Below are 21,954 nucleotides of genomic sequence, written 5' to 3'. Positions count from 1 at the left end.
CTCACGGCGCCTGACGTCGTCGGGCGGCCTGCTCTCGCGAGGCCCCCGGCCCCGGCCGAGGCGTGAGGTTGCGGGCCAGGACGTCCAGCGCTTCCATGACCTCGGCCAGCCGCCCGGGATCGTCCGACCCCAGGGCCGCGGCGACGGCACCACCGGCGTCGACGGCGCGGACCTGCGCCACCCGCGGGGAGACCTCGGGGTTCGGGCGCACCAGCATCCTGCGCCGGTCGGCCGGGTCGGGGGACGTCTGCACGGAGCCCGCTTCCTTGAGCCGGGCCACGGCCGTCGACACCTGACTCTGCGGCAGACCGGTGCGAGCGGCGATCTCGCCGACGGTGGTGGCCTGTCCGGCGGCGATGTCGCTGGCCACGATGAGCACCGTGCGAGCGCCGCCCGCGTACCGCCCGGCCCCGTCCGGAGGCTCGGGCAGGGCCTCTTCGCCGATCTTCATCAGGGTGCGTCCCAGCAGGAACAGCTCGACTCCGTCCACACCTCCAAGCTACATCGAAACGGATCCATCGAACTCAATCCATCTTTCTTAATGCATCTAGATTGATACATCTGGATCGATGGACTACGTTCGAGCAGGAGCCGACGGACGGGCCGTCGCCCACGAGGGGGATCACCATGTCCACGACCGCGACCACCGGCACGCTCGCCGTCCCCGGCGCGAGGCTTCACTTCCAGATGCGCGGCACCGGCCCGCTGCTGCTGATCTCGCAGAGCGGCGAAGGCGACGCCGACCGCAGCACCGATCTCGTCGCCCGTCTCGCCGACTCCTACGCAGTGGTCACCTACGACCGACGCGGGCTCTCGCGCAGCCGGCTCGACGACCCCGAGCGGGGAGTGACGCTCACCGAGCACGCCGATGACGTCCACCACCTCCTGGCCTCGCTCACGGACAGTCCGGCGCTGATGCTCGGCTGTAGCCTCGGCGCCGTCATCGGCCTGCACGCCGCCACGCGGCACCCCGGGCAGATCGGCGTCCTCATCGCCCACGAACCCGTCGCGCCGCGCCTGCTGCCCGACGCCGAACGCGCCCGCCACGAACACGAACTCGGCGCCCTCCAGGACCTCTATCTCCGCAAGGGCCTCGGCGCCGCCCTCCCGGAGATCGCCCGGACCCTGGGCATCGACCCGGGGAACGGGGACGCCGAACCGGACCTGACAGCCCAGCCGATGAACGCCCGGCGCACAGCCAACTTCGACTTCTTCATCCGGCACGACTTCACGGCGGTCGTCCACGACACGCTCGACGTCGCCGCCCTGCGGAGCACCGGCACACACATCATCCCGGCGGCCGGCCGCACCACACCGCGCACCGTCTTCGACTACCACTGCGCGACCGCCCTCGCGGCGCGACTCGACCGCGAACTTCAGGAACTGCCCGGCGGCCACAACGGGAACACCAGCCACCCGCGGGCCTACGCGACACGCATCCGGGAACTCCTGAAGACCGACGACAGGTGAGGGCGGCAGGTGAGCGGCGGCAGATTGCGAACACACTCGGAAGTCCGCCGACGGCACCATAACGCCCCTCGTCCGCACGCGATTCGTCGAATGCGCGTCGAAGACGACCGAGTTGAGCGCCAATGATTGACAGACCGGCACTCGATCGGGAATCTGACTGTTGCACGTCGCGTGGGAACGTTCCCAGAGGCGAGGAATCCGAAGAGCGAAAGGAATGGCACCTCACCTCTGCACCCCTTCCACGGAATTTCCCTGCACTCCGTCAGCGAGGCCCCGCGATCGGTCGGCGGGCGGACGTGAAGAGCGTATTCCGTGCGGAGTTCACGGTCGGCCGACGGTTACGGGCATGCCGTCCCGCTGTCCCCCGGCTCGCGCAACGCAGTGCAACTCAACGCAGTGCAATGCAAAGCAGTGCAGCACCCCACGGCATCAGCCAGTCACCGCCACCGGGCAGGGTCGCAGCGCCCTCCCCTGTGTGACAGGCCGGCTCGGCCATCCCCCACGGCACCCCACCCCCACACCTGGAGTCCTCATGTCCATGCAACGGCGTAGCTTCCTGGCCCTGAGCGCATTAGGCGCCGCGGGTGCAGGCATGTCCCTGCTCGGTGCAGGCCCGGCACACGCCGGCGTGCGCGCCCCGGCTCCGACGCGGCGATTCGCGGTCGGTGTCCGCCCGTACACCTGGAGCCGCGGCAGCCGCCGGTGGACCACCTACGTCTACTACCCCGCCACCGGTACTCCCGGCGGCTCACCAGTCACCAACGCCCCCGTCGCGCAAGGCGTTTTCCCGGTCTGCGAGTTCATGCACGGCTTCAGCAGCAGCCCGCAGAAGTCCCTGGCCATCATCCGTCCGCTGGCCGAGGCGGGCTTCGTCGTGCCGGCCCCCTACTTCGCCAACCTCAGCGGCCAGGACGTCTACAACGGCAACCAGTCCAAGGACGTCTCCGAGGTCATCACCCGCACCCTCGCCCTGAACACCGCCGCCGACCCGCTCGCGGGCCACCTCGACACGGCGGTCGGCGTCGGCGTCTCCGGCCACTCGATGGGCGGCATGACCACCCACGGCCTGCTGACCGCCTGGCCGGACGCGCGGATCACCGCCGCCGTCCCCATGTCCTGCGTGGACATGGGCAATCCGAGCCCTTCGGTGCACGCCAAGGTCCTCTTCACGCATGGCGACCGGGACACCACCTGCCCCCTCTCCTCGGCCCGCCAGGCCTACCGCGAACTGCCCACCCCCAAGGCCTTCCTCACCTTCAAGGGCGCGGGCCACAGCAACTACTTCGGCGACTCCCGGACGGTCGCAACCATCGTGGACTGGATGCGCTTCAGCCTGCACGGCGACACCGCCGCCCGCGACCGCCTCCGCACCGACGCCAGTTCCAGCACCACCACCTGGGAAGCCGCGCTCGGCTGAGGAACTCCTCGGACCGCCACAGGCGGGTCCGAGGCCATCACGAGCGACTGCGCACGCTCGCAAGACGAGGCGTGCCCCCGGGGCGGGTCGTGCTCCCGGAACGGGCTGTGCGCCCGGGGCGGGGGGTGCTCCCGCGGAACGGACGCACTCCCGGGACGGGCGCATCCTCACGGCTGGAAGAACGAAAGGAAAGCACATGGTTTCATCAGCGGGGAAGATCAGATCCGCGTTCCTCGCCGTCCTGTTGGCACTCACCGCGTCGGCGTACGGCGCGGTACAACAGGCGTCGGCCGATTCCACAGCACAGTCGGGCGCCTCGCAGATCGTGGCCGACATGGGTGCGGGATGGAATCTGGGGAACCAACTCGAGGCCACCGCCAACGGTTATCCCAGCGAGACGGCTTGGGGCCAGCCGACCGTGACGCAGGCCCTCATCGACAAAGTCAGGGCGGCAGGATTCAGGACGATCAGGATCCCGGTCTCGTACCTGGGATCCATCGGAGCCGGCCCGGACTACACGATAAGTCCCTCCTGGCTGACCAGAGTCCAGCAGGTCGTCGACTACGCCTACAACAGGGGCCTGCATGTGCTGATCAACATGCACGGCGACGGCTACAAGAGCGTCAACGGCTCCTGGCTGATCTGTGATTCCTCCTCCCAGACGACGATCAAGGCCAAATACCAGAAGGCTTGGCAGCAGATCGCGAACAAGTTCAGGAACTACGACGACCGGCTGATCCTGGAATCCATGAACGAGGAGTTCGACGGACAGTACGGCAACCCCACCCAACCGTGCTACTCCAACATCAACAGCTACAACCAGATCTTCGTGGACACCGTGCGGAAGACGGGCGGCAACAACGCCTCGAGGTGGCTGCTCGTCGCAGGCTGGAACACCAACATCGACTACACGGCCGGAAACTACGGCTTCACGCTCCCGTCCGACCGGTACCGCGCATCGACCGTCCCCGCCAACGAGCGGCGCATCATGATCTCCGTCCACTATTACGCCCCTTGGGACTTCGCCGGGGAAGAAAGCGGCACCATCACCCAATGGGGACGAGCGGCCACCAACCCGTCGAGGAAATCGACCTGGGGACAGGAAGACTATCTGGACGCGCAGTTGAAGGCGATGTACAACGCCTTCGTCACGAAGGGATACCCGGTGGTCGTCGGTGAATTCGGCGCCATCGACAAGTCGTCCTTCGATTCGTCGAACAACAGGTATCGTGCGGACTTCGCACGGGCCGTCACGGCCACGGCCAGGAAATACGGCGCGGCCCCCGTCTACTGGGACAACGGCGCGACGGACCGCTACGGGTTCGGGCTGTTCGACCGGCGCTCCCTCAAGGTGACGCAGCAGGGCATCATCGACGCCATCATGAGCGGCGTCTCCGGCCGTACCGCGGCCCCGGCCCTCACGCCCGGCGCATAGCCGCATCGGAGCCCCGGCGACGGAGGCGGCCTGCGGTGGGCGCGCGGCCGGCCGAGCGGAGGCAACGCCGGTCGGCGTGAGACCTCGGACTCGTCCGGCTGCGCGCCCCTCGCGGTTCTGGGCCGACGCCGGGCAGTGGCGGCGGCCGGGCAGCGGACCGGATCACCGCCCGGTCCGGCCCGGCTTGACCCTCTTCCTTGTCGAGGGCTCAGAGTTCCGGCGCGCCCGCCGCCGGGCCCGCGACCAAGTGATCTCGGACCTGGGCGCGCCCACGGCCCCACTCGCCATCCGCCGCCCCGACGACGAGAACACCTTCTCGATCCTGATGCCGGTCCGGTTGGAGAACTGAGGACCCGTCCGGGCGATCTCCGTGACGCGGTCGACCGCCTGGACACCTCAATCCGGGAGTCGAGCGGAACCCGGCGCCGGGCCGCGGCGTTGTCAGTCCCCGCCGGTATCGTTCGCGCGTTCACGATCTTGATCTTCAGGGCGGCGGCTCGATGGGTGCCGGCGGATGGGATTACGTCACCGGGTACGACGGCGATGTCGAGGCCGCCTTGGCGACGTTGCGGGCCAGGGTGTTCCAGGAGGAGTACGGCGATGGTGCCCGATACGGAAGCCTGGAGGACCTCTACGAGGACGAGGAGTTCATGGGGAGCGAGGGCACCCACTCAATCCTCGACATCTAAAGGGTTGTTGCCACGGATGACCCGTCGACGCGCTCCCGAGGCACTCGCCGCTGCCGCCGATGAGGCGGTGATCCATGAGGAGCACGAGCAAAGCCTGCTCGGCGAGTGCCGGATGCGGTGGACCGGTCACTACGTCGTCCTCTGCTCCGGCGACAGGCCGACTCGCCTGGGAATCTTCGGATTCTCGGGAGACCAGGACCGACTCGAGGGCCGGCCACCCATCAGCCGTGCGAACAACCCAGCGGGCCGATTCGGTCCGATGGTTCAGTGTCAGCAGGTCAGTTGACCTGAGGCGCCGGGGTCGTCGGCGCCTGTGGAGAGCGAGATCCGCCTGACCTGTCCCGTGTAGTCGCCCACGGCTCCGTCCTCGGTGGCCCCTTCCGAGTAGTAGACGGCGGACGCCCACGGCTCGGCGTCCTTCTTCAGTCCCTGGGTCAGCCTCTTCATCGTCCCCGTACGGAAGCCGATGTGCACACAGCCGCCGTCCAGGTACGACCAGTCCGGGTTGGCGCCCTGCTTCGGTTCCGTCGGCTTCGCGTCGCTGGGCAGCAGGGCGAGCGCGGCCTTCAGCGCCCGGTCCTCGTCGACCTGGGACGAGAAGACGACGTCCACGCTGATGAGGTGGTTCTTCAGCGACGCGGCGGGAGGGAGGGCGGCGCAGACGACCTCGTCCTTCGCCAGGCGGTAGGCCACGGGGTCCGTGTCGGGCATTCCCAGCCGCGGCGCGCACTCCTCGGCCCACGAGACGCGTGGATGGCGTCGGTCCCACCAGGTCACCGGCGAGGCGAGACCCCGGCCGCCGAGATCGTCCTCGGGCGGCCCGCCGAGGGTCTGTACGGGAAGAGCGGCCTCCTTCAACGGTGCGACGTGGGGGCAGAAGTCCGTCCGCAGGAAGTCGGCCATGGCGGCTGCCTGGTCCTCGGTCGCGCCGCCCGCCTCGTCCGCTCGCCGGACGCCTTCCCAGGTCCGGTATCCGACGGCCACGTCGCGGCAGGTGGTGACCTGGAGCGTCGCGAGTCCTCGACGGTCCTCCAGGCCGGTCTCGACGCCCGTTCCGAGACCGTAGTTGTTGGCGTCACCGACCTCGCCGAGCCGTTTGACCAGGGTGTCGTCGATGCCGGCCGCGGTAAGGAAGTCCTCGATCGAGGTGTCGTCGCCGGTCGCCGCGGCCCCGGTCGACGCGGGGTCCGTGTCCGCCCCGTCGGCCGGTGCGGCCGGCTCGGTCCCGCTCGCCTCCTCCGTAGCGGCCGGGGTGTGCGCCGTGGAGGGGTCGGTGTCGCTGCCGCAGCCGCCGACGGCGAGGACGGCGGCGACGAGCAGGGCGGTGCCGGTGGCACGGCGGGGTCGGGGCATGAAGCAACTCCGTGAGCGGTCAGAGGTCAGCGATCAGTGGGGCCGGGGACGGTGGTGTGCCGGCTGGTCGGCGGCCGGCCCGGGTCAGCTGTCGCCCCGGGCTCGCCATTCCAGCAGCGCGTCCTTGGCCGTCTCGAAGTCCATCGGGCCCTTCTCGATGCGGAGGTCTCGCAGATACGCATAGGCGCGTCCGAGTTCGGGCCCGGGACGCATGCCGAGGATGTCCATGATCTGGTGGCCGTTGAGGTCCGGTCGGGCGGCCTGCCGTGCGTCCTCGGTGTCAAGGCGCTCGATGCGTTCCTCCAGGGAGTCGTAGGCGCGGGCGAGCGCACGGGCCTTGCGATGGTCACGGGTGGTGCAGTCGGCACGGGTGAGTCTGTGCAGCCGGTCGAGGAGCGGGCCGGCGTCGCGGACGTAGCGGCGCACGGCGGGGTCGGTCCACTCGTCGTCGAGATAGCCGTGGAACCGGACGTGCAGTTCCACCAGGCGGACGACGTCCGCGATGAGCTGGTCCGGGCAGCGCAGGATCCGCAGTCGCCTGCGGGCCATCTTGGCGCCCACCGCCTCGTGGTGGTGGAAGGTGACCCGGCCGTTGCGTCCGGTACGGCGGGTGCGTGGCGTGCCGATGTCGTGGAGCAGCGCGGCCCAGCGCAGGGTCAGGTCGGGCCCTTGCGTTTCGAGGGCGATGGCCTGGTCCAGGACGGTCAGCGTGTGTTCGTAGATGTCCTTGTGGCGGTGATGCCCCGCGCTCTCGAACCGCAGGGCGGGCAGTTCCGGCAGGACGTGCCCGGCGAGTCCGGTGTCGACCAACAGGCGCAGTCCGGTTTCGGGACGGGCCGCGAGCAGGGTGGCGGTGAGGTCGTCCCGCACCTGTTCGGCGGGGACCTGGGTGACCCGGCTCGCCGCCGCGCGCATCGCGTCCTTCAGTTCCGGGGCCGGTTCGAAGCCGAGCAGGGCGGCGCGGCGGACCACGCGGAGCATCAGCGCCGGGTCGTTGACGGTCGCCGCCCTGGGCTCCCGTGGGGTGCGCAGGACGCGATGCTCCAGGTCCTCGAGGCCGCCGAAGGGGTCCGTCAGGGTCACGTGCGACAGTCCGAGCGCCATGGCGTCCACGGTGAAGTCGCTGCGGCGCAGGTACTTCTCCAGCGCCTTGTGGTGCTCGGCTCGCCGTGCGGGATAGGACCGGTCGTGCGAACGCGCCGGGCGCGGGTGGATCCGCAGGGTGTGGTCGGCGCCGTCCGACTGCTTGCGCAGGGTGACGGGGCGGTCTGCGTCGTCTTCGCGGGCGGGGAGTTCGTGTGCCCAGCCCGCGACGAGCTGCCGTATCCGCCCCGCGTCGGAGTCCGTGACGAAGTCGAGTTCCTGTCCGACGGCGCCCACCAGGGCCCGGCGCACCGACTCCCCGACCAGGCTGAGCGTGAACCCGGCGGCGGTGAAGCGGTGCAGGAGGTCGTCGACGAGCGGCGGGAGCGCCGCCCGTGCGGCCGTCGCCCGGGGATCGACGGGACCCTCCTGCGCGGATCCGGCCGGTCCCTCCGGCGGGGGCGCAACGGCCGGCTGCTGGCGCCGACCTCGTGCCTCGCTCCGTGCGGTCGCCTGCCGGGGAGGCGGAGGCGCCGGCGTCGTGGCCCCCGGCGTGCTCTTGAGACGCAGTGCGTCACCGGCCCGGGCCCGTTCGAGGAACGGCGTGACCAGTCCGAGGTCGCTGAGGCGGCACCGGTCGAGGGTCGTCCACCGAACGTCGTGATCGGGCGACTGCGTGCCGATCGACACCTCTCGTGTGCCATCGCGCGTCTCGCAGCGGAAGCGCAGGGCGTGGCCGGTGGCCTGCACCTCGTAGGGGGCGAGTTCGCTCTCCGGCCCGTAGGCGCGGATCACCGGGCTCTCGCCGGGCGCTGCTTCGAGCCTCCTTCCGTCGTCCTTCCACTGGGAGAACGAACGGCGGACCATCTGTACGTGCAGGAGGCGGCGCCGTCCCCCTTTCGGGCCGAAGCGGATCTCGATCGAGTCGCTGCGGGCCTGGGTCTGCTGGACGTAGGCGACCGTGACGTTCGGACGGCCCTGCCCGCGCAGCCAGTTGACGAGGGCCTCGCCGATGTACAGGTGGTCCGCGCTGCTCTCCCCCACGGCGGTTCGGCGGCACCGCACGGGCGGGCGGTGGGCGAAGTGGGATTTCCTGTCACCGCAGGCGCGCAGGGTCAGCACCTGTCCGCAGCCTCCGAGGAGGACGCCGCAGCTGAACGCGTCGGCGCCGCGCAGGTTGCGCAGGCGTTGCGCGGCTTCCTTCTCGAAGGGGAGGAAGACGGGCCGATGGCCCTGGGATCCTCCCAGGACGGCGGTCTGTACCTTGCGATTGTCCTCTTCGGTCACGGCCGAGGCCATCGTCACGCACCCTCATGTCTCCCGCGAAGGTGCGTCCGTCGCCCCTCGCCCCCGTCGGACCAATGCCGCCTCCCGGCGCCGGGTCCCGCATGCCGTCAGTATCTGCTCCATGCACTTAGTTCACAAGACGGGGTGCGTGAACGCGGGCGTCGCCGTCTTGCGGTGGCGCTCGCTCAGGGTGCCGCAACTACCCGCTGTGAACTCAGTCAATAGGAGTAGTAGCCTTCCCGCATGAACGGCCGCTGGGAACGCCGACCGGGCCGGCCGCCCAGGATCTCGGAGCCTGAACCATGAGTGCCCATGAAGCCGTCCCCGTCAGCCTGGCCGAGATCGCCCGGATCGCCGGTGTCGGCCGGGCCGCCGTGAGCAACTGGCGCCGCCGGCACGACTCCTTCCCCGCCCGCATCGGGGGCACCGACGTCAGCCCGCAGTTCTCGCTGGCCGAGGTCGAGCAGTGGCTGCGCGACAACGGCAGGCACAGGGACGTCGGTGGACGCGAGCTGCTGTGGCCGCGGTTCGAGGCACTCGGCAGCCGGACGGAGTCGGGGCTGGCCATCGCCGCGGCGGGCCGCCGGATGCGCTTCCCCAGGTCGCGCACCACACCGCCCGAACTCTCCGCGCGAGCACGTGATCTGGTGGCCGACGCCGCGAAGGTGGGACGGAGGGAGGGGCCGCGGGAGACCTTCGAGTTCCTGCTGCGACGATGGCTGGAGACCCACGTCCGGCAGCTCAGCACCACGCCGCCGCAACTCGCCGCGTTGATGGCCCGGACTGCCTTCGCCGTCCGCCTCGGCCCGGCAACGGACGTACTGACCCTCCTCGATCCCGCGTGCGGCACCGGGCACCTGGCCGCCGCGGCCGTGCGGGAGTACGAGGGCTCCGGGCTGGAGGTGCTCGCGTGCGAGAAGGACCTGGCACCGGCCGCGTTGACGGCCGGCCGGCTCGAGTTCCTCGCGGAGGACCACGACATCCGGACAGAGATCGTCTGCGCCGACTCGCTGCGGGACGACCCCTTCGCCGGAACGAAGGCCGACATCGCGCTGTGCCACCCTCCGTTCAACGAACGCGACTGGGGCTACGCGGAGCTGGCCACCGACCGGCGCTGGGCGCACGGCCTGCCGTCGCGCACCGAGCCCGAACTGGCCTGGGTGCAGCACCTGTTGGCCCACCTCAAGCCTGGCGGCGCCGCCGTGGTCGTCCTCCCGCCGGCCGTCGCCGCACGCAAGGCGGGCCGCCGTGTCCGCGGCTCCCTGCTGCGCACGGGCACGCTGCGCGCCGTCGTCTCCCTGCCCCCCGGCAGCGCCCGACCACACAGCGTGGCGCTCCAGTTGTGGATCCTGCGCGCGGCACCGGACGGCCCGGCGGCCGCTCCCCCGAGCCAGGAAGCCCTCCTGGTGGACGCCACCCGCTTCGCCTCGGAGGGTGCACGCGAACCCAGCCCCGACTGGGACGGCCTCGGTTCGTTCGTGCTCGCCGCGCTGGCGACCCTCGACCGGCCGGACCGGGAACCGCCGCAGGGCGCGGCACGGGTGCCCCTGCTCGGCCTTCTCGACGACGAGGTGGACGTCACCCCGGGCCGCTACACCGCGGCGGCAGCCGGGCCGTCCCGTGAGGAACTCGCCGCCGGGTGGGACGAGTTCGGGACCCTGCTCATCGATCTGGCCGAACATGCACGGCGGCTGTCCGCCCTCGCGTCGGAGGCCGAAGGCGCGCAGACCGCCACGACGGTGGGCGACCTCGTCACAGCGGGAGCGCTGACACTGCGCACCGGCCGCCAGCCGACGGCACCGGCCGGCGGCGCGGCCGTTCCGCTCCTCACCGTCGCCGATCTCCTGAACGACGGCACACCCGGCGCGACGGTCCCGATCGGCTCGGCCCAGGCCGTCGCCGAGGAGGGCGACGTCGTGGTCGCCGGGGTGGCGCGGGCGTTCCGGGCATGGGTCCACGAGGGACCGCCCCTGGCCCTCGGCCCCCAGCTCTACGTCCTGCGCGTGGCCGTGGGAGAACTGGAGCCCCACTTCCTCGCCGGGTGCCTGAGCGCGCCGGCCAACGGGCGTCAGGCCGGCACCCACGCCTCCAGCTCGTCCAGGGTCGACATCCGGCGTCTCCAGGTCCTCCGGCTTCCCCTGGAGCAGCAGACCGCTTACGCCGAGGCCTTCCGCCGGCTGCGAGTCTTCGAGGCACTGCTCACCGCGGCCGGCTCGGCGGGCGAGGAGCTGGCGAACGACATGAGCGACCGACTCGCGACGGGCGGGCCGACCACCTGACCCGCCTCCGGCGGCCACCGGCTCCGGGGTCAGGGTCGAGGCCGGAGCCGTGCTCGGCCGCTCGTGGCCTGTGTCGGTGCCGAAGTGGACGGCGCGCCGGTCGGGGTGCCGGCCGCGCCCCTCACCTGACGGCTCCGTCGGCGGCGCCTGCGGCGATGCGGCGCTGGGCGAGCACGAGCAGCACGGCCGCCGGTACGGAGGCCAGGACCGCGGTGGCCATGACGGCGTTCCACCGGTTCGTGTGGGCGCCCAGGTAGTCGTAGATCCCCAGTGTGATCGGCCGGACGGTCTCCGTGGTGGTCAGCGTGAGGGCGAAGAGGAAGTCGCTCCAGGCGAGGAGGAAGGTGAAGATCGCGGCGGTGATCAGCGAGTTCGCGCTCATCGGGAGCACCACGGAGCGGAAGGTGCGCCACCTCCCGGCGCCGTCCACGCGCGCGGCCTCGACGGTCTCGCGGGGGATGGTCCGCATGGATGTGCGCAGAACGATGATCGCGAAGGGCACTCCGGCGGTCGAGTCGGCGAGGATCAGGCCCGGGTAGGAGTTGAGGAGACCCAGCTCCTCGTAGGCGCCGTAGAGGGCGTTGGCGACCGCGATGCCCGGCACCGTCTGCGTCACCAGGACGCCGAAGAGCACGACGCCCGCGCCCCGGAGGGGCAGCCAGGCGAGCGCGTAGGCCGCCGGCGCGGCGAGCGCGAGGCTGAACACGACGCTGCCCAGGGCCACGACGAGGCTGGTGACGAGGTTGCGTCCTTGGTCGCCCAGCGCGGTGGCGTAACCGCCGAAGTCCGGGTGGGAGGGGAACCATCCCGTCCGCAGCAGTGCGCTGCCCGCCGGCTGGAGGGAGGCGTTCACCATCCAGTAGAGCGGGAAGAGCATCACCGCGAGCAGGACGATCCCGATGACGGTGGACAGCAGGTCGCGTCCGGGTGCGCGTCTCACCGGATCGCCTCCCAGTCCTGCCGGGCCCGCCGGTTGGCGTGCAGGTAGAGGAAGGCGCATCCGAGCGAGACGACGACGAGCACGTTCCCCAGGGCGGCGCCGCGCCCGAACGCGAACTGCCGGAAGGACAGTTCGTAGGACCGGGTGGCGAGGGTCTCGGTGGCGCCGGCCGGTCCGCCGCCGGTCACCACGAGCACGATGTCCAGCACTTTCAGGGTGTACATCACGCCCAGCACCAGCACGACGCCGGCCACGGGCCGCAGCAGGGGCCAGGTGACATGGCGGAACGTGGCCACGGGACCGGCTCCGTCGATCCTCGCCGCCTCGTACAGCCGCGTCGGAATGTCCTGCAACCCGCCATACAGGATCGCGGTGTTGAAGGGAACGCCCACCCAGATGTTGACGACGATCACCGAGACCAGCGCCTCCGAGGTGCCGGTCAGCCAGGGCACGCCGGACGACACGAGGTGCAGGCCGCGCAGCGCGTCGTTGACGACGCCCGTGTCGGTGTCGAGCATCCGCCTCCACGTCGCCCCGGAGGCGACCAACGGCAGCAGCCACGGAAGCAGCAGGAGCGACCGCAGCACCCCGCCGAGCGGGAAGCGCCGCCGGAAGAACAGCGCGAGGGCCAGCCCCAGCGCGAACTGCCCGGCGAGCGAACCGACGGTGAACAGGGCCGTCGTCAGCAGGGCCTCGGAGAACAGGTCCGACGACAGGACCTCCGCGTAGTTGCGCAGTCCCACGAACGGCGCGGCACCGGTGTAGAACGTGGTGGTCGAGTACTGCTGAAAACTCATCACGACGTTCTTGACGACCGGGTATCCGAAGAACAGCGTGAGGTACACCCCGGCGGGCGCCACGAACATCCAGCGGGCGACCGGCTCCCGCAGGCGCGTCAAGGCCGCGCGCCGGTCCTCGTCAGGGGCTGGTCGCCGTCTGCTGTGCATGTCTGAGCGCTTCCTCCGGTGTCTGCTCGCCCGTCAGCGCGGACTGGATCGCGGTGTAGACGGCGGTCGCGGCCGCGGGCCATCCGACGCCGAGCTGCGCGGAACGGGCCCGGGCCCGTTCGACGCTCTCGACGAAGACCGCCATCGACGGGGTCCGCCGGGCGTACCGGGAGGCCACCGCGGGGCGGGAGGGCACGGTGAAGTTCCGCTCGGCCAGCGCGAGCGTGTGCGCGGGGTCGTTCAGGCAGGCCAGTACCTGTGCGGCCTTCTTCTGCCGGGTCGGCGACGGGCTCCGCGGCACCGTCCACACCTCGCCGCCCAGCGGGGCGACGAGGGTCTGCCCCGTCCGGCGCACGGGGAGGGGAGCCACGCCCCAGTGCAGGTTTTCTGCCTTGTTCAGGGCGGAGATCCGCCAGGGGCCGTTGACCATCATGGCCGTCCTGCCCGCGACGAACTGGTCGTGGACGTCGGCCTGGGTCCAGTTCAGCACCGACCTCGACATGGATCCGCTGCGGACCAGGTCGACCCAGAGCCGGAGCGCCTGCGCGGCCTGCGGGCTGTCCAGCCGCCTCTCGTCCCCGCCGTTGGACCACAGGAACGGCAGGAACTGCCAGGTTCCCTCGAACGACGCGTCGGCGTCGACCGCCATCCCGTAACGCCCCGGGCGGGTCAGTTCGGCAGCGGCCGCCTTCAACTCGTCCCAGGTCCTCGGCACGACGACACCGGCCTCGGCGAGCATGTCCTTGTTGTAGACGAGGGCGACCGTGCTGACGGTGGGCGCCAGCCCGTACACCTTCCCCCGGTAGGTGCCCGCCGACAGGATGCCCTCGGAGAAGCCGCCGGTGTCGATGCCGTAGCGGTCCAGCGGCGTCAGCGCGCCCGTCCCGGCGATCTGCTGCAGGTCGGGGTTGTCCAGCATCAGAAGGTCCGGAAGCGTCCGCGACGACGCCCGCTGCAACACCTTGGGAATCAGCGACGCCGCCGGAACGCTCGTGTGCTCGACCCTCACGCCGACGGTCCTCCCGCAGGCGGAGAGCCGTTCGCCCCAGTCGGCGTGCTCCGTCGCGTCGGAGTAGTAGTCGAGCGCGGTGATGGAGGTGACCCTGCCGCCGGATCCGTCCCCGGCTCCGGCGCCGCAGCCGGCGACCGCGGACACCAGGGCGACGGCCCCCAGGAGAGCCGCTGTCCGCCGCCCCACCGGTCCGCCTCCCCGTCGTCGGCCCGTGCGGCCCGGGCCTCGCCGGACACCCGGGGCGGTCCGGCTTCTCGGGTCTGTCCAACTCCTGGAGTCAGTCCACCTTCTCAGGTCACTCGGGTTATTCGGGGTATTCGGGTTATTCGGGTTACTCATGCTTTCCGGTCGTTCCGGCCCTTCCGGTGGTCCTGGTCTTCTCGCTGTGATCATGGTGGTGGCGCCTTTTCCAGTGACGTCTGCGGCCGGAGGGTCGGTCTCGGGAGAGCCCGGCGGCAGGCCGAGGCCCGAGGCGACCTCGTCAGGGTATGCAGGGCGGAACCGGTCATCGCATCCGCCTCGGTCCCGCGGCGGGCATCGCGTGAACGCAGCGACTTGCCGTCAGCTGCCCCGCAACCCCATGACCAGGTGGGCGAGTTGTACCCGGGAGTTCACGGACAGCTTGCGGAAGGCGGAGGTCAGGTGGGTGTTGACCGTGTGCGGGGAGACGACCAGCAGGTCGGCGGCCGACCGGTTGGTGTGGCCCTCGGCGATGAGGCGCGCGACCTTCTTCTCCGAGACCGTGAGCGCCTCCCACCCCTCCACGGGGCGCCGCCCGGTCACCGCCCTGCGACCGCCCGACCCGGCACGGTCACCGGGCCGAGCAGCGGCGGTACCGCGCCGCACACGCGCCGCCGCCGCGTGGGCGCCCGCCTCGGCGAACGTGGCCTGCGCGTGGGACAGGGCGGCCCTCGCCCGGGGTACACGGCCGGCCGCCAGGAGGGCCCGCCCCAGGTCCGCGCGAGCCGCGGCCCGCGCCAGCGGCCGGGGGCTCCCCTCGAGGAGTTCGACGGAGCGTTCCAGCAGGGCGGGATCGTTCGCGACGAGGCCGGCGGCCTGCGCCGCGACGCCGGCGGCGGTGGGCACGCCGGGGTTGCGTTCGGCGTGGGCCGCGGCCTGCGCGGCCAGGTCCTCGGCGAGCGCGCGGTCCGCGCCGCGCAGGGCCGCGCGTATCGCGGAGTCGACCCACGTGCGCAGCAGCCGCCAGCGCATGAAGGGGCCTTCCTGTTGCACCTGCCGGATCCTGTCGAGGGCGAGCCGGACGTCCCCGTCGGCCTCGGCGTGGACGGCCTCCAGGAAGCGCACCGCGGCGGTGTTGCCCGGGTTCGGCTTGGCCGCCAGTCTCTCCCGCGCCGCGGTCAGGTGCTGCCGGGCCGCTCCCCGGTCGCCTCGCAGAAGGGCGATCCGGGAGCGGATCACGCGGGCGTTCACCTGTTGGACCGGTACCTGTACGTCGTCTTCGAGGCGTTCCATGGTCTCGAGGTCGGCCTCGGCGTCGTCGAGCCTGCCGAGCCCGAGATGCCGGTGGCCTTGTGCCCACAGCAGCATGGCCTGCCGGGGCGCCCCGTCGTGGCCCGTCGCCCGCAGGAGCAGCCGCTCACCGGAGGCGAAGTCGTCCATGTGCGTGCAGGCGACGATCTCTTCGGGCAGGAAGGCGGGATCGACGGCGCTGAGCGCGGTGAAGTGCCGCCGTCCGACGGCGTTCTCCCCCGCGTTGAGCGCGATCTCGCCGAGCGCGGACAGGGCCAGCACGTGCGCCTCCCGGTCGCCTGCCGCGAGGGCGGCGCGCAGCGCGTGCTCGCCCGTCTCGCGGGCCGCGGCGAGATCGTGCCCGCGGGACAGGGCGAGTGCGCGCAGCGCGGTCAGTCTGGCCTCGACCTCGGGGGCGGCGCCGCCGAGCGCGAGGGTCGTTTCGGCGCGGCGGAGCAACTCGTCGGCGAGATCCATGTTCCACAGCGTCCCGCCGAGGGCGGTCTGCAGGCGGCTGAACGCGGCCAGAGGCGGCCGGGCGGCCAGGAGACGGTCCCCGGTCAGCAGCGCCTCGCGGTTCCGGCCGGCCCGGGTCAGGTGGACGATCGCCCGCTCGCCCACCGCGAACCGCGACGGCATCGCCGGCGGCGCCAGTTCCAGGGCGTGCGTCATCAGGTCGGCCGCCAGGCCCGGCGTCACCGGGAGGACGTCGTCGGCGGCCCGGCCGAGGAGGGCCACCGCTTCCTCGTCCCCGGGCAGGGCGCCCTCGAGGATGTGCGGCACCGCGTCGATCGGCCGGTGTCCGGCCAGGACGAGATGGGCGGCGGCCTCCCGGTGCAGAGCCTTCCGGGCCGACGGCGGGATGTCGGCGTAGACGGCCTGGCGCAGCAGGTCGTGCCGGAAGACCAGTCGGTCGCCGTCGTCGTCCAGGATCCCGGCGCGCACCGCCTCGTCCAGCTCCGGGACCAAAACGGAGGGCGCGAGGCCGCAGAGGGCGGCGGCGTCGTGGAAACGGAACACGCGCCCCAGGACGGCTCCCATCCGGAGGAAGCGGAGGGTGCCGGGCCGCAGGGAGCCGAGCCTGCCGCGTACGCCCACCACCAGCCCGGGGGGCACCGGGTCCCCTGAGGCGCCGGCGGTGCGCAGTCCCGCCAGCATCTCCACCGCCAGGAAGGGGTTGCCGCCGGCTCCGTCGAGCAGGTTCCGTACCCGCTCGTCGGCGCCCTCGCCCAGGGCGTCGTCGGCCAACTGCCCGATGGCCGCGCCGGAAAGGGGTCTCAACGGCAGGGTGACCGCCGTGAGTTCGTCCCGTGCAGCGACGACGATCTCCTCGTCCGGCTCGGCGGGGCCCTGCCGCCGGGTCAGCAGCCACAGGACCGGCGAGGTGCGCAGCCGCCTCGGAAGCTGCTTCAGGACGAACCGGCTCAGCGGGTCGGCCCACTGCACGTCGTCCAGGGCGATCAGCACCGGCACCCTCCCGGCCGCGGCTTCGATCGCCGCCGCCAGGCGCTCCACCAGCCTGATGCGCTGATCGTGGCCGCCGACGAGATCGGCGAAGGCGTCCCCGGAGAGCAGCGGCCGGTCGCCGTGCAGGGAGGCCCTCAGCGACGAGAGCGGCACGATGTGGTGCAGTTCGTCGGCCTTGCCCGTGCCGACGGAGTAGCCCGCCGCACGCGCCCTGGCGGCGGCCTCGGTGAGCAGCGCGGTCTTGCCGATCCCGGCCTCGCCGTGGATGAGGACCAGCGCACCGCTCCCGGTGCGGGCCACCGAGGCGATCAGCTCCCCCAGTCGTCCCAGCTCGGCCTCCCGGCCGCGCAGACCGCTCCGCGACAGCGAACCGCCTGACCCCGCCACTCACGCCCCTCCTGCCGCACACCCCGCGTCCACTATCGCAAGGCGCGCGGGCGCACGAGCACGGGGGGCGAGTGACGCCGACCACGCGGCGCGGGCGTCGGCGTCGGGCGTCCGACGTCGGCTGCCGGCGACGGCGTCGCGTTACCCGGCGTCCGGCACCCAGCCCCAGCGGTCAGCGGCCGGCTTCATGAGGCGGGTACGGCTCGCTGGGCGGGGTACGGCCCGGCGGCGTGACGCGGCTGGCGGGGCGGTACGTCTCGGCGAGGCCGGAGGGCTACCGGGGTGCGGCCGGCGCGGGGTGTCGTGCCGGGGGGTGGCCGCCGCGCGCCGAGAGCACGAGGGGTGCGCGCACCGCCGACTCCCGCCACTGTGCGGGGGACATGCCGTAGGCGGCCCGGAACACCCGGCTGAAGTGCGCCGCGCTGACGAAACCCCACTGGTGGGCCACCGCGGCGATGGTCCGGTCGGCGGCCCCGCGGCCCGCCAGCTCACGTCGGCACTCCTGCAGCCGCCGGCGCTGGATCCACCGCCCGACGGTGTCGTCCTCCGACTGGAAGAGCCGGTGCAGGTAACGCACGGAGATGTGGTGGGCCCGGGCGATGGCCTCGGGCGTCAGGTCCGGATCGGCGAGGCGCCGGTCGACGAACGCCTTGATCCTCAGGACCAGCACAGGGGCGGCGCTCTCCGTGTCATCCGGCGCCCCCCGGAGTCGCTCCTCCGCCAGGACGCCGAGGAGGTCGACGACGTGGCGGGCCAGGGCGTCGCCGGTCCGCGACGGACACCGCGCGGCCGTGTCCACGAGCCTGGACAGGAACGGCGACAGCAGCGAGCCCAGCACGGTGTCGGGTCCGGTGCTCGTCCCCGTGAGCCGTCGCAGCGCCTCCTCGCCGACGCCCAGCAGGTGCCGCGGCAGGACGAGGGACTTCGTCCGGTACGGCTCGGGAAACTCCATCCGGATCGGACGCGCCATGTCGCAGAAGGCGAACTCTCCGGGACGCAGGCGGACTTCCCGGCCGTCCTGCTCGATTCCGACGACGCCCTTGGCCACGAGGCTGACGACCACGCGCTCCTCGCCGTCGCCCTGAGCGATCAGCCGCTGACTCCGCCACGCCCGCAGCGGGCCGCCGTCCGCCGTGGCGAGCCGCAGACGTCCCAGCGGGGACGTCCGGATGGTTCCCGAACAGGCCTCGTCCGCAACGGTGATGTCGACGGCGGCGAAGGTCCTGGACAGGGCTTCTCGCCAGTAGGACCGTCTCTGGAGGACGGGAACCGAATCCGTGGCGTAGACGGCGCCCGGGAACTGCGTCCCGGGTTCCGGTGTCGATGATTCCGGCGACATCGTTGCGGCTCCTCGGCAGGTGTGCTTTCCCGACACCGTGCCAAGGAGCGTGAGCGGGCGCATCGCGTGAATCCGTGAGATCGCCCCGGCGGACGGGACCGGCCGCCGGGGCCGTCCATGGGGACGTGCGGGAGCCGGGTCGTCCCGCAGCGGACGACCCGGCCCCGTCCGGTCACTTCGCCAGGAAGGCGAGAAGGGCCGCGTTGACCTCCTCGGCGTGCGTCCACAGCAGGCCGTGCGGGGCGCCCTCGATCTCCACGTAGTCGGCGGACGGAAGCGCCTTGTGGAAGGGCCGCGCGGTGCCCTCGACGGGCAGGATGCGGTCACCGGTGCCGTGCAGGATCAGGGCCGGCACGTCGATGGCGGGGATGTCGGCCCGGAAGTCGGTGTACCAGGTCGACGGCGCGGCGGCGGAGGCGAAGAACCCGCTGCCCGCGGCGACGTTCCAGCTGTTGCGCACGGCCTCCTCGCTGATCCTGACGCCGAGGTTCTCGTCGAGGTTGTAGAAGTCCTGGTAGAAGGCGGTGAAGTACGCGTACCGGTCCGCCTTGACGGCAGCGACTACACCGTCGAAGAACTCCTTCGGGGCGACCCCGTCCGGGTTGTCGTCGCTCTTGAGCAGGCAGGGCTCCAGCGAGGCGAGGAAGGCGACCTTGGCGACGCGGGCGGAACCGTGGCGGGACATGTAGCGGGCGACCTCACCGGTGCCCATGGAGAACCCGACCAGGACGGCGTCCGTCAGGTCGAGGGTCTCCAGGACCGTGTTCAGGTCGGCGGCGAAGGTGTCGTAGTCGTATCCGGTGGTCGGCTGGCTCGACTGCCCGAAACCCCGGCGGTCGTAGGTGATCACGCGGTAGCCGGCGTCGAGCAGCACGGCGCTCTGCCGCTCCCAGGAGTGACCGTCGAGCGGGAAGCCGTGGATGAGGACGACCGGCTGCCCGGTCCCGTGGTCCTCGTAATAGAGGTCGACGGCGGTGGAGTTCTCCTGGCCCACGGTGATGTACGGCATGAGTGGCTACCTCGTTCTGAAAATGATCTGGGAATACGGATTGCGACATGCCGAATGCGTATGCGGAATCCCGGACGCGCGGCACGGAACACCACTCACGCTAGGGCGCACGCCGCGCCGCGACTTGCCCCGCAGCGCACCGCCCCTTGCCTGACGGCGCACGACAGCGCAGGACGGCTCGCGCGCGGGACGGCGCTCGCCGTGGACGTCGGCTGCATCGCGGCACAGCTCCATCACGGCATCGCCGCACGCGAGTTGACGGACGCTGCGCACGCGGCCGGACCGGCCGCCCGGGCAGACGAGCCGGACGGAGATCGGGCACCCCTTCCGGTGGCCGAGCGCGAGCGGCCGGCCCTCCTGGCACTTGCGTGGGGAAACCGATCGGTTTACAGTAGGGACACCGAAGGGAAACCGATCGGTTTCCCGCATTCTGTGGAGGTAGTCATGACCGCTCTGAAGGGCGCGAACGTCTTCGTCACCGGCGGCAGCCGGGGCATCGGCAAGGCACTCGTGGAGGAGCTCTACGCACGCGGCGCCGGCAAGGTGTACGCCACGGCCCGCGACCCGCGCGCCGTGACCCACCCCGACGCCGTCCCGGTGGCTCTGGAGGTCACCGACCCCGCCTCCGTGGCAGCCGCCGCAGCACGGGCCGGGGACGTCACCGTGCTGGTCAACAACGCGGGCGCCTCGGTGGGCGCGTCCTTCCTCGACTCCCCCGTCGACGACGTGCGCCGGGAGTTCGAGACCAACTTCTACGGCCCGCTGCTCCTCGCCCGGGCGTTCGTGCCGGTCATCGAGCGCAACGGCGGCGGCCACCTCCTCAACGTGCACTCCGTGCTCTCGTGGATCGCCCTCGGCGGCTCCTACAGCGCCTCCAAGGCCGCCCTGTGGTCGCAGACCAACTCCCTGCGCCTGGAGCTGCTGCCGCGCGGCATCTCGGTCACCGGGCTGCACGTCGGCTACGTGGACACGGATCTCGCAGCCGGCGTCGACGCCCCCAAGTCCGACCCCCGCGAGGTCGCCGCACTGGCCCTCGACGGCGTCGAGAGCGGAGCGTACGAGGTGCTCGCCGACGACGTCTCCCGGCAGGTCAAGGCCGGTCTCGCCGGGGACCTCGCCGCCCTGTACCCGCAGCTGGCCCAGTAGCGCGGGACAGGGAGCCGACGAGATGTCCGACCACGCGTCACGTCCCGCGCTGCACGTCCCCGGGACCAGCGCCCACACCCTCGCACCCCGCCCCCGTGGCCGCGGCGGCCAGGACGACCGTCCCGGCCACGAGGGGACGCTGCGCTATCTCAAGGCGGGCGCCGGCGCCCCGCTGGTCCTGCTGCACACCGTGCGCACGCAGGCCGAGCACTTCCGCCTCCTCATCCCGCAGGTCGCGGACCACTACACCGTGTATGCACTCGACCTGCCGGGGATGGGGTACTCGGAGATCGTGCCCGGCGCCTCCTACGACGAACCGGCCATGCGCGCGGGCGTCGGACGGCTCCTGACCGAACTCGACCTCCACGACGTCACGCTGGCCGGGGAGTCCATGGGGGCGGTGCTGGCCCTGACCACCGCGGCCGGTCTGCCGGAACGCGTCCGGCGCGTGGTCGCCGTCAACGCGTACGACTTCCCCGGCGGTATCGCCCGCTCGGGCCTCCTGGCCCGCGTGGTGGTCGGCGGCGTCCTCGCGCCGGGAGTGGGCCCGGTCATCGCCGGGGTGGAGCCCAGGGCCGCCCTGCGCAGGATTCTGCGAGGCGGTCTCGTGGACCGGACCGCGCTGCGGGAGGACTACGTGGACGAGCTCCTCCGGGTGGGGAGCCGCCCCGGCTACCCGGCCGTGGCCCGGGCCGTGTACCAGGCCCTGCCCAGCCTCGTCGCGGCCCGCTCCCGCTACCCCGAGGTCCAGGCACCCGTCCACCTCGTCTACGGCGAGCAGGACTGGTCCCGGGCGTCGGACCGGGAGGCCAACCGGAAGCTGCTGCCCGCCGCCGGCTTCACCCAGGTCCCGCAGGCCGGCCACTTCATCGCCCTGGAACGGCCCGACGTACTGGCCGGCCTGCTGACCGCGACCGCGTGACCGCCCCGGCGGCGCTGCGGAGCGGCGGAACACCGCCGACGGCGTCCCGCGCGCGAGCGCTCGTGCCGTACCGTGCCCCGGCGGTCACCGCCTGAGCGGACCGGCCGCGACCCCGGCGCGGTGGATCTCGTCCGCCCGACGGCAGCCGCACCGCCACGCTCAGCGCGGTCGACGGCCCAGCGGCACCGACCGGCGGACCCGACCCTCGGACACCGACCGGCGGATCCGACCCTCGAGCACCGCCTTGGAAGCCCGCGTTCGGACTCGCTTCGGTCCCGATCTGCCTCACGGCGCACGGGCCC

The 21,954-nt window shown here is 72.0% G+C and carries 17 protein-coding genes; 8 read left to right on the top strand and 9 right to left on the bottom strand.

Annotated elements, in window-relative coordinates; genetic code table 11:
* Position 1: 1 nt before the first annotated feature.
* Complete coding sequence (locus OG802_RS30425) at positions 2-490, bottom strand: helix-turn-helix domain-containing protein (protein WP_329415659.1); 489 nt, start codon at positions 488-490, stop codon at positions 2-4.
* Positions 491-627: 137 nt separating this feature from the next.
* On the opposite strand from OG802_RS30425, the gene OG802_RS30420 reads away from it, so the two are divergent.
* The 5 genes from OG802_RS30420 (at position 628) to OG802_RS30400 (ending at position 5,011) form a co-directional block, all read left to right on the top strand.
* Positions 628-1,470, top strand: a complete 843-nt coding sequence (locus tag OG802_RS30420; protein WP_329415658.1) for an alpha/beta fold hydrolase — start codon at positions 628-630, stop codon at positions 1,468-1,470.
* A 592-nt stretch (positions 1,471-2,062) separates the two neighbouring features.
* Positions 2,063-2,887, top strand: a complete 825-nt coding sequence (locus tag OG802_RS30415; RefSeq protein WP_329415656.1) for an alpha/beta hydrolase family protein — start codon at positions 2,063-2,065, stop codon at positions 2,885-2,887.
* Positions 2,888-3,083: 196 nt separating this feature from the next.
* Positions 3,084-4,322 carry a glycoside hydrolase family 5 protein gene (locus OG802_RS30410; RefSeq protein ID WP_329415654.1) on the top strand — a complete coding sequence of 413 codons (1,239 nt, stop codon included), beginning with the start codon at positions 3,084-3,086 and terminating at the stop codon, positions 4,320-4,322.
* A gap of 184 nt (positions 4,323-4,506) precedes the next feature.
* Positions 4,507-4,671 (top strand): hypothetical protein, encoded by a 165-nt coding sequence (locus OG802_RS30405; RefSeq protein WP_443055474.1) that lies wholly within the window; start codon positions 4,507-4,509, stop codon positions 4,669-4,671.
* Positions 4,672-4,822: 151 nt separating this feature from the next.
* Positions 4,823-5,011, top strand: coding sequence for a hypothetical protein (locus tag OG802_RS30400; RefSeq protein ID WP_329415652.1), 189 nt, complete (start codon positions 4,823-4,825; stop codon positions 5,009-5,011).
* A gap of 270 nt (positions 5,012-5,281) precedes the next feature.
* On the opposite strand, the gene OG802_RS30395 is transcribed toward OG802_RS30400, so the two are convergent.
* Both OG802_RS30395 and OG802_RS30390 read right to left on the bottom strand, forming a co-directional pair.
* A complete protein-coding gene (locus tag OG802_RS30395; RefSeq protein ID WP_329415650.1) occupies positions 5,282-6,364 on the bottom strand; it encodes a hypothetical protein in 1,083 nt (360 codons plus the stop codon).
* Positions 6,365-6,448: 84 nt separating this feature from the next.
* Positions 6,449-8,734: a CCA tRNA nucleotidyltransferase gene (locus tag OG802_RS30390; protein ID WP_329415648.1), complete on the bottom strand. Its 2,286-nt coding sequence runs from the start codon at positions 8,732-8,734 to the stop codon at positions 6,449-6,451.
* A gap of 302 nt (positions 8,735-9,036) precedes the next feature.
* Here OG802_RS30390 and OG802_RS30385 point away from each other — a divergent pair, with 302 nt between their 5' ends.
* Complete coding sequence (locus tag OG802_RS30385; protein WP_329415646.1) at positions 9,037-11,013, top strand: N-6 DNA methylase; 1,977 nt, start codon at positions 9,037-9,039, stop codon at positions 11,011-11,013.
* 121 nt (positions 11,014-11,134) lie between these two features.
* Here the strand turns inward: OG802_RS30385 and OG802_RS30380 are convergent, their stop codons facing one another.
* The 6 genes from OG802_RS30380 to OG802_RS30355 all read right to left on the bottom strand — a co-directional run bounded on the left by OG802_RS30380 (position 11,135) and on the right by OG802_RS30355 (position 19,584).
* Positions 11,135-12,013: a carbohydrate ABC transporter permease gene (locus OG802_RS30380; RefSeq protein ID WP_443055404.1), complete on the bottom strand. Its 879-nt coding sequence runs from the start codon at positions 12,011-12,013 to the stop codon at positions 11,135-11,137.
* Positions 11,950-12,852: a carbohydrate ABC transporter permease gene (locus OG802_RS30375; protein ID WP_443055403.1), complete on the bottom strand. Its 903-nt coding sequence runs from the start codon at positions 12,850-12,852 to the stop codon at positions 11,950-11,952. The genes OG802_RS30380 and OG802_RS30375 overlap by 64 nt, the downstream gene beginning before the upstream one ends.
* Before the next feature lie 19 nt (positions 12,853-12,871).
* Positions 12,872-14,098, bottom strand: coding sequence for a sugar ABC transporter substrate-binding protein (locus OG802_RS30370; RefSeq protein WP_329415640.1), 1,227 nt, complete (start codon positions 14,096-14,098; stop codon positions 12,872-12,874).
* A 375-nt stretch (positions 14,099-14,473) separates the two neighbouring features.
* Positions 14,474-17,236: a helix-turn-helix transcriptional regulator gene (locus tag OG802_RS30365; protein WP_329415637.1), complete on the bottom strand. Its 2,763-nt coding sequence runs from the start codon at positions 17,234-17,236 to the stop codon at positions 14,474-14,476.
* Positions 17,237-17,510: 274 nt separating this feature from the next.
* Complete coding sequence (locus OG802_RS30360; protein WP_329415634.1) at positions 17,511-18,575, bottom strand: helix-turn-helix domain-containing protein; 1,065 nt, start codon at positions 18,573-18,575, stop codon at positions 17,511-17,513.
* Positions 18,576-18,747: 172 nt separating this feature from the next.
* Positions 18,748-19,584 (bottom strand): alpha/beta fold hydrolase, encoded by an 837-nt coding sequence (locus OG802_RS30355; RefSeq protein ID WP_329415631.1) that lies wholly within the window; start codon positions 19,582-19,584, stop codon positions 18,748-18,750.
* Between the two features lie 444 nt (positions 19,585-20,028).
* Between OG802_RS30355 and OG802_RS30350 the strand changes: the two genes are divergently transcribed.
* Both OG802_RS30350 and OG802_RS30345 read left to right on the top strand, forming a co-directional pair.
* Positions 20,029-20,730 carry an SDR family oxidoreductase gene (locus OG802_RS30350; protein WP_329415628.1) on the top strand — a complete coding sequence of 234 codons (702 nt, stop codon included), beginning with the start codon at positions 20,029-20,031 and terminating at the stop codon, positions 20,728-20,730.
* Positions 20,731-20,752: 22 nt separating this feature from the next.
* Positions 20,753-21,652, top strand: coding sequence for an alpha/beta fold hydrolase (locus OG802_RS30345; RefSeq protein ID WP_329415625.1), 900 nt, complete (start codon positions 20,753-20,755; stop codon positions 21,650-21,652).
* The last annotated feature ends 302 nt before the right edge of the window (positions 21,653-21,954 follow it).

It is taken from the genome of Streptomyces sp. NBC_00704, from assembly GCF_036226605.1.
Lineage (GTDB): Bacteria > Actinomycetota > Actinomycetes > Streptomycetales > Streptomycetaceae > Streptomyces.
This window is presented reverse-complemented; position numbering and strand designations above follow the sequence as displayed.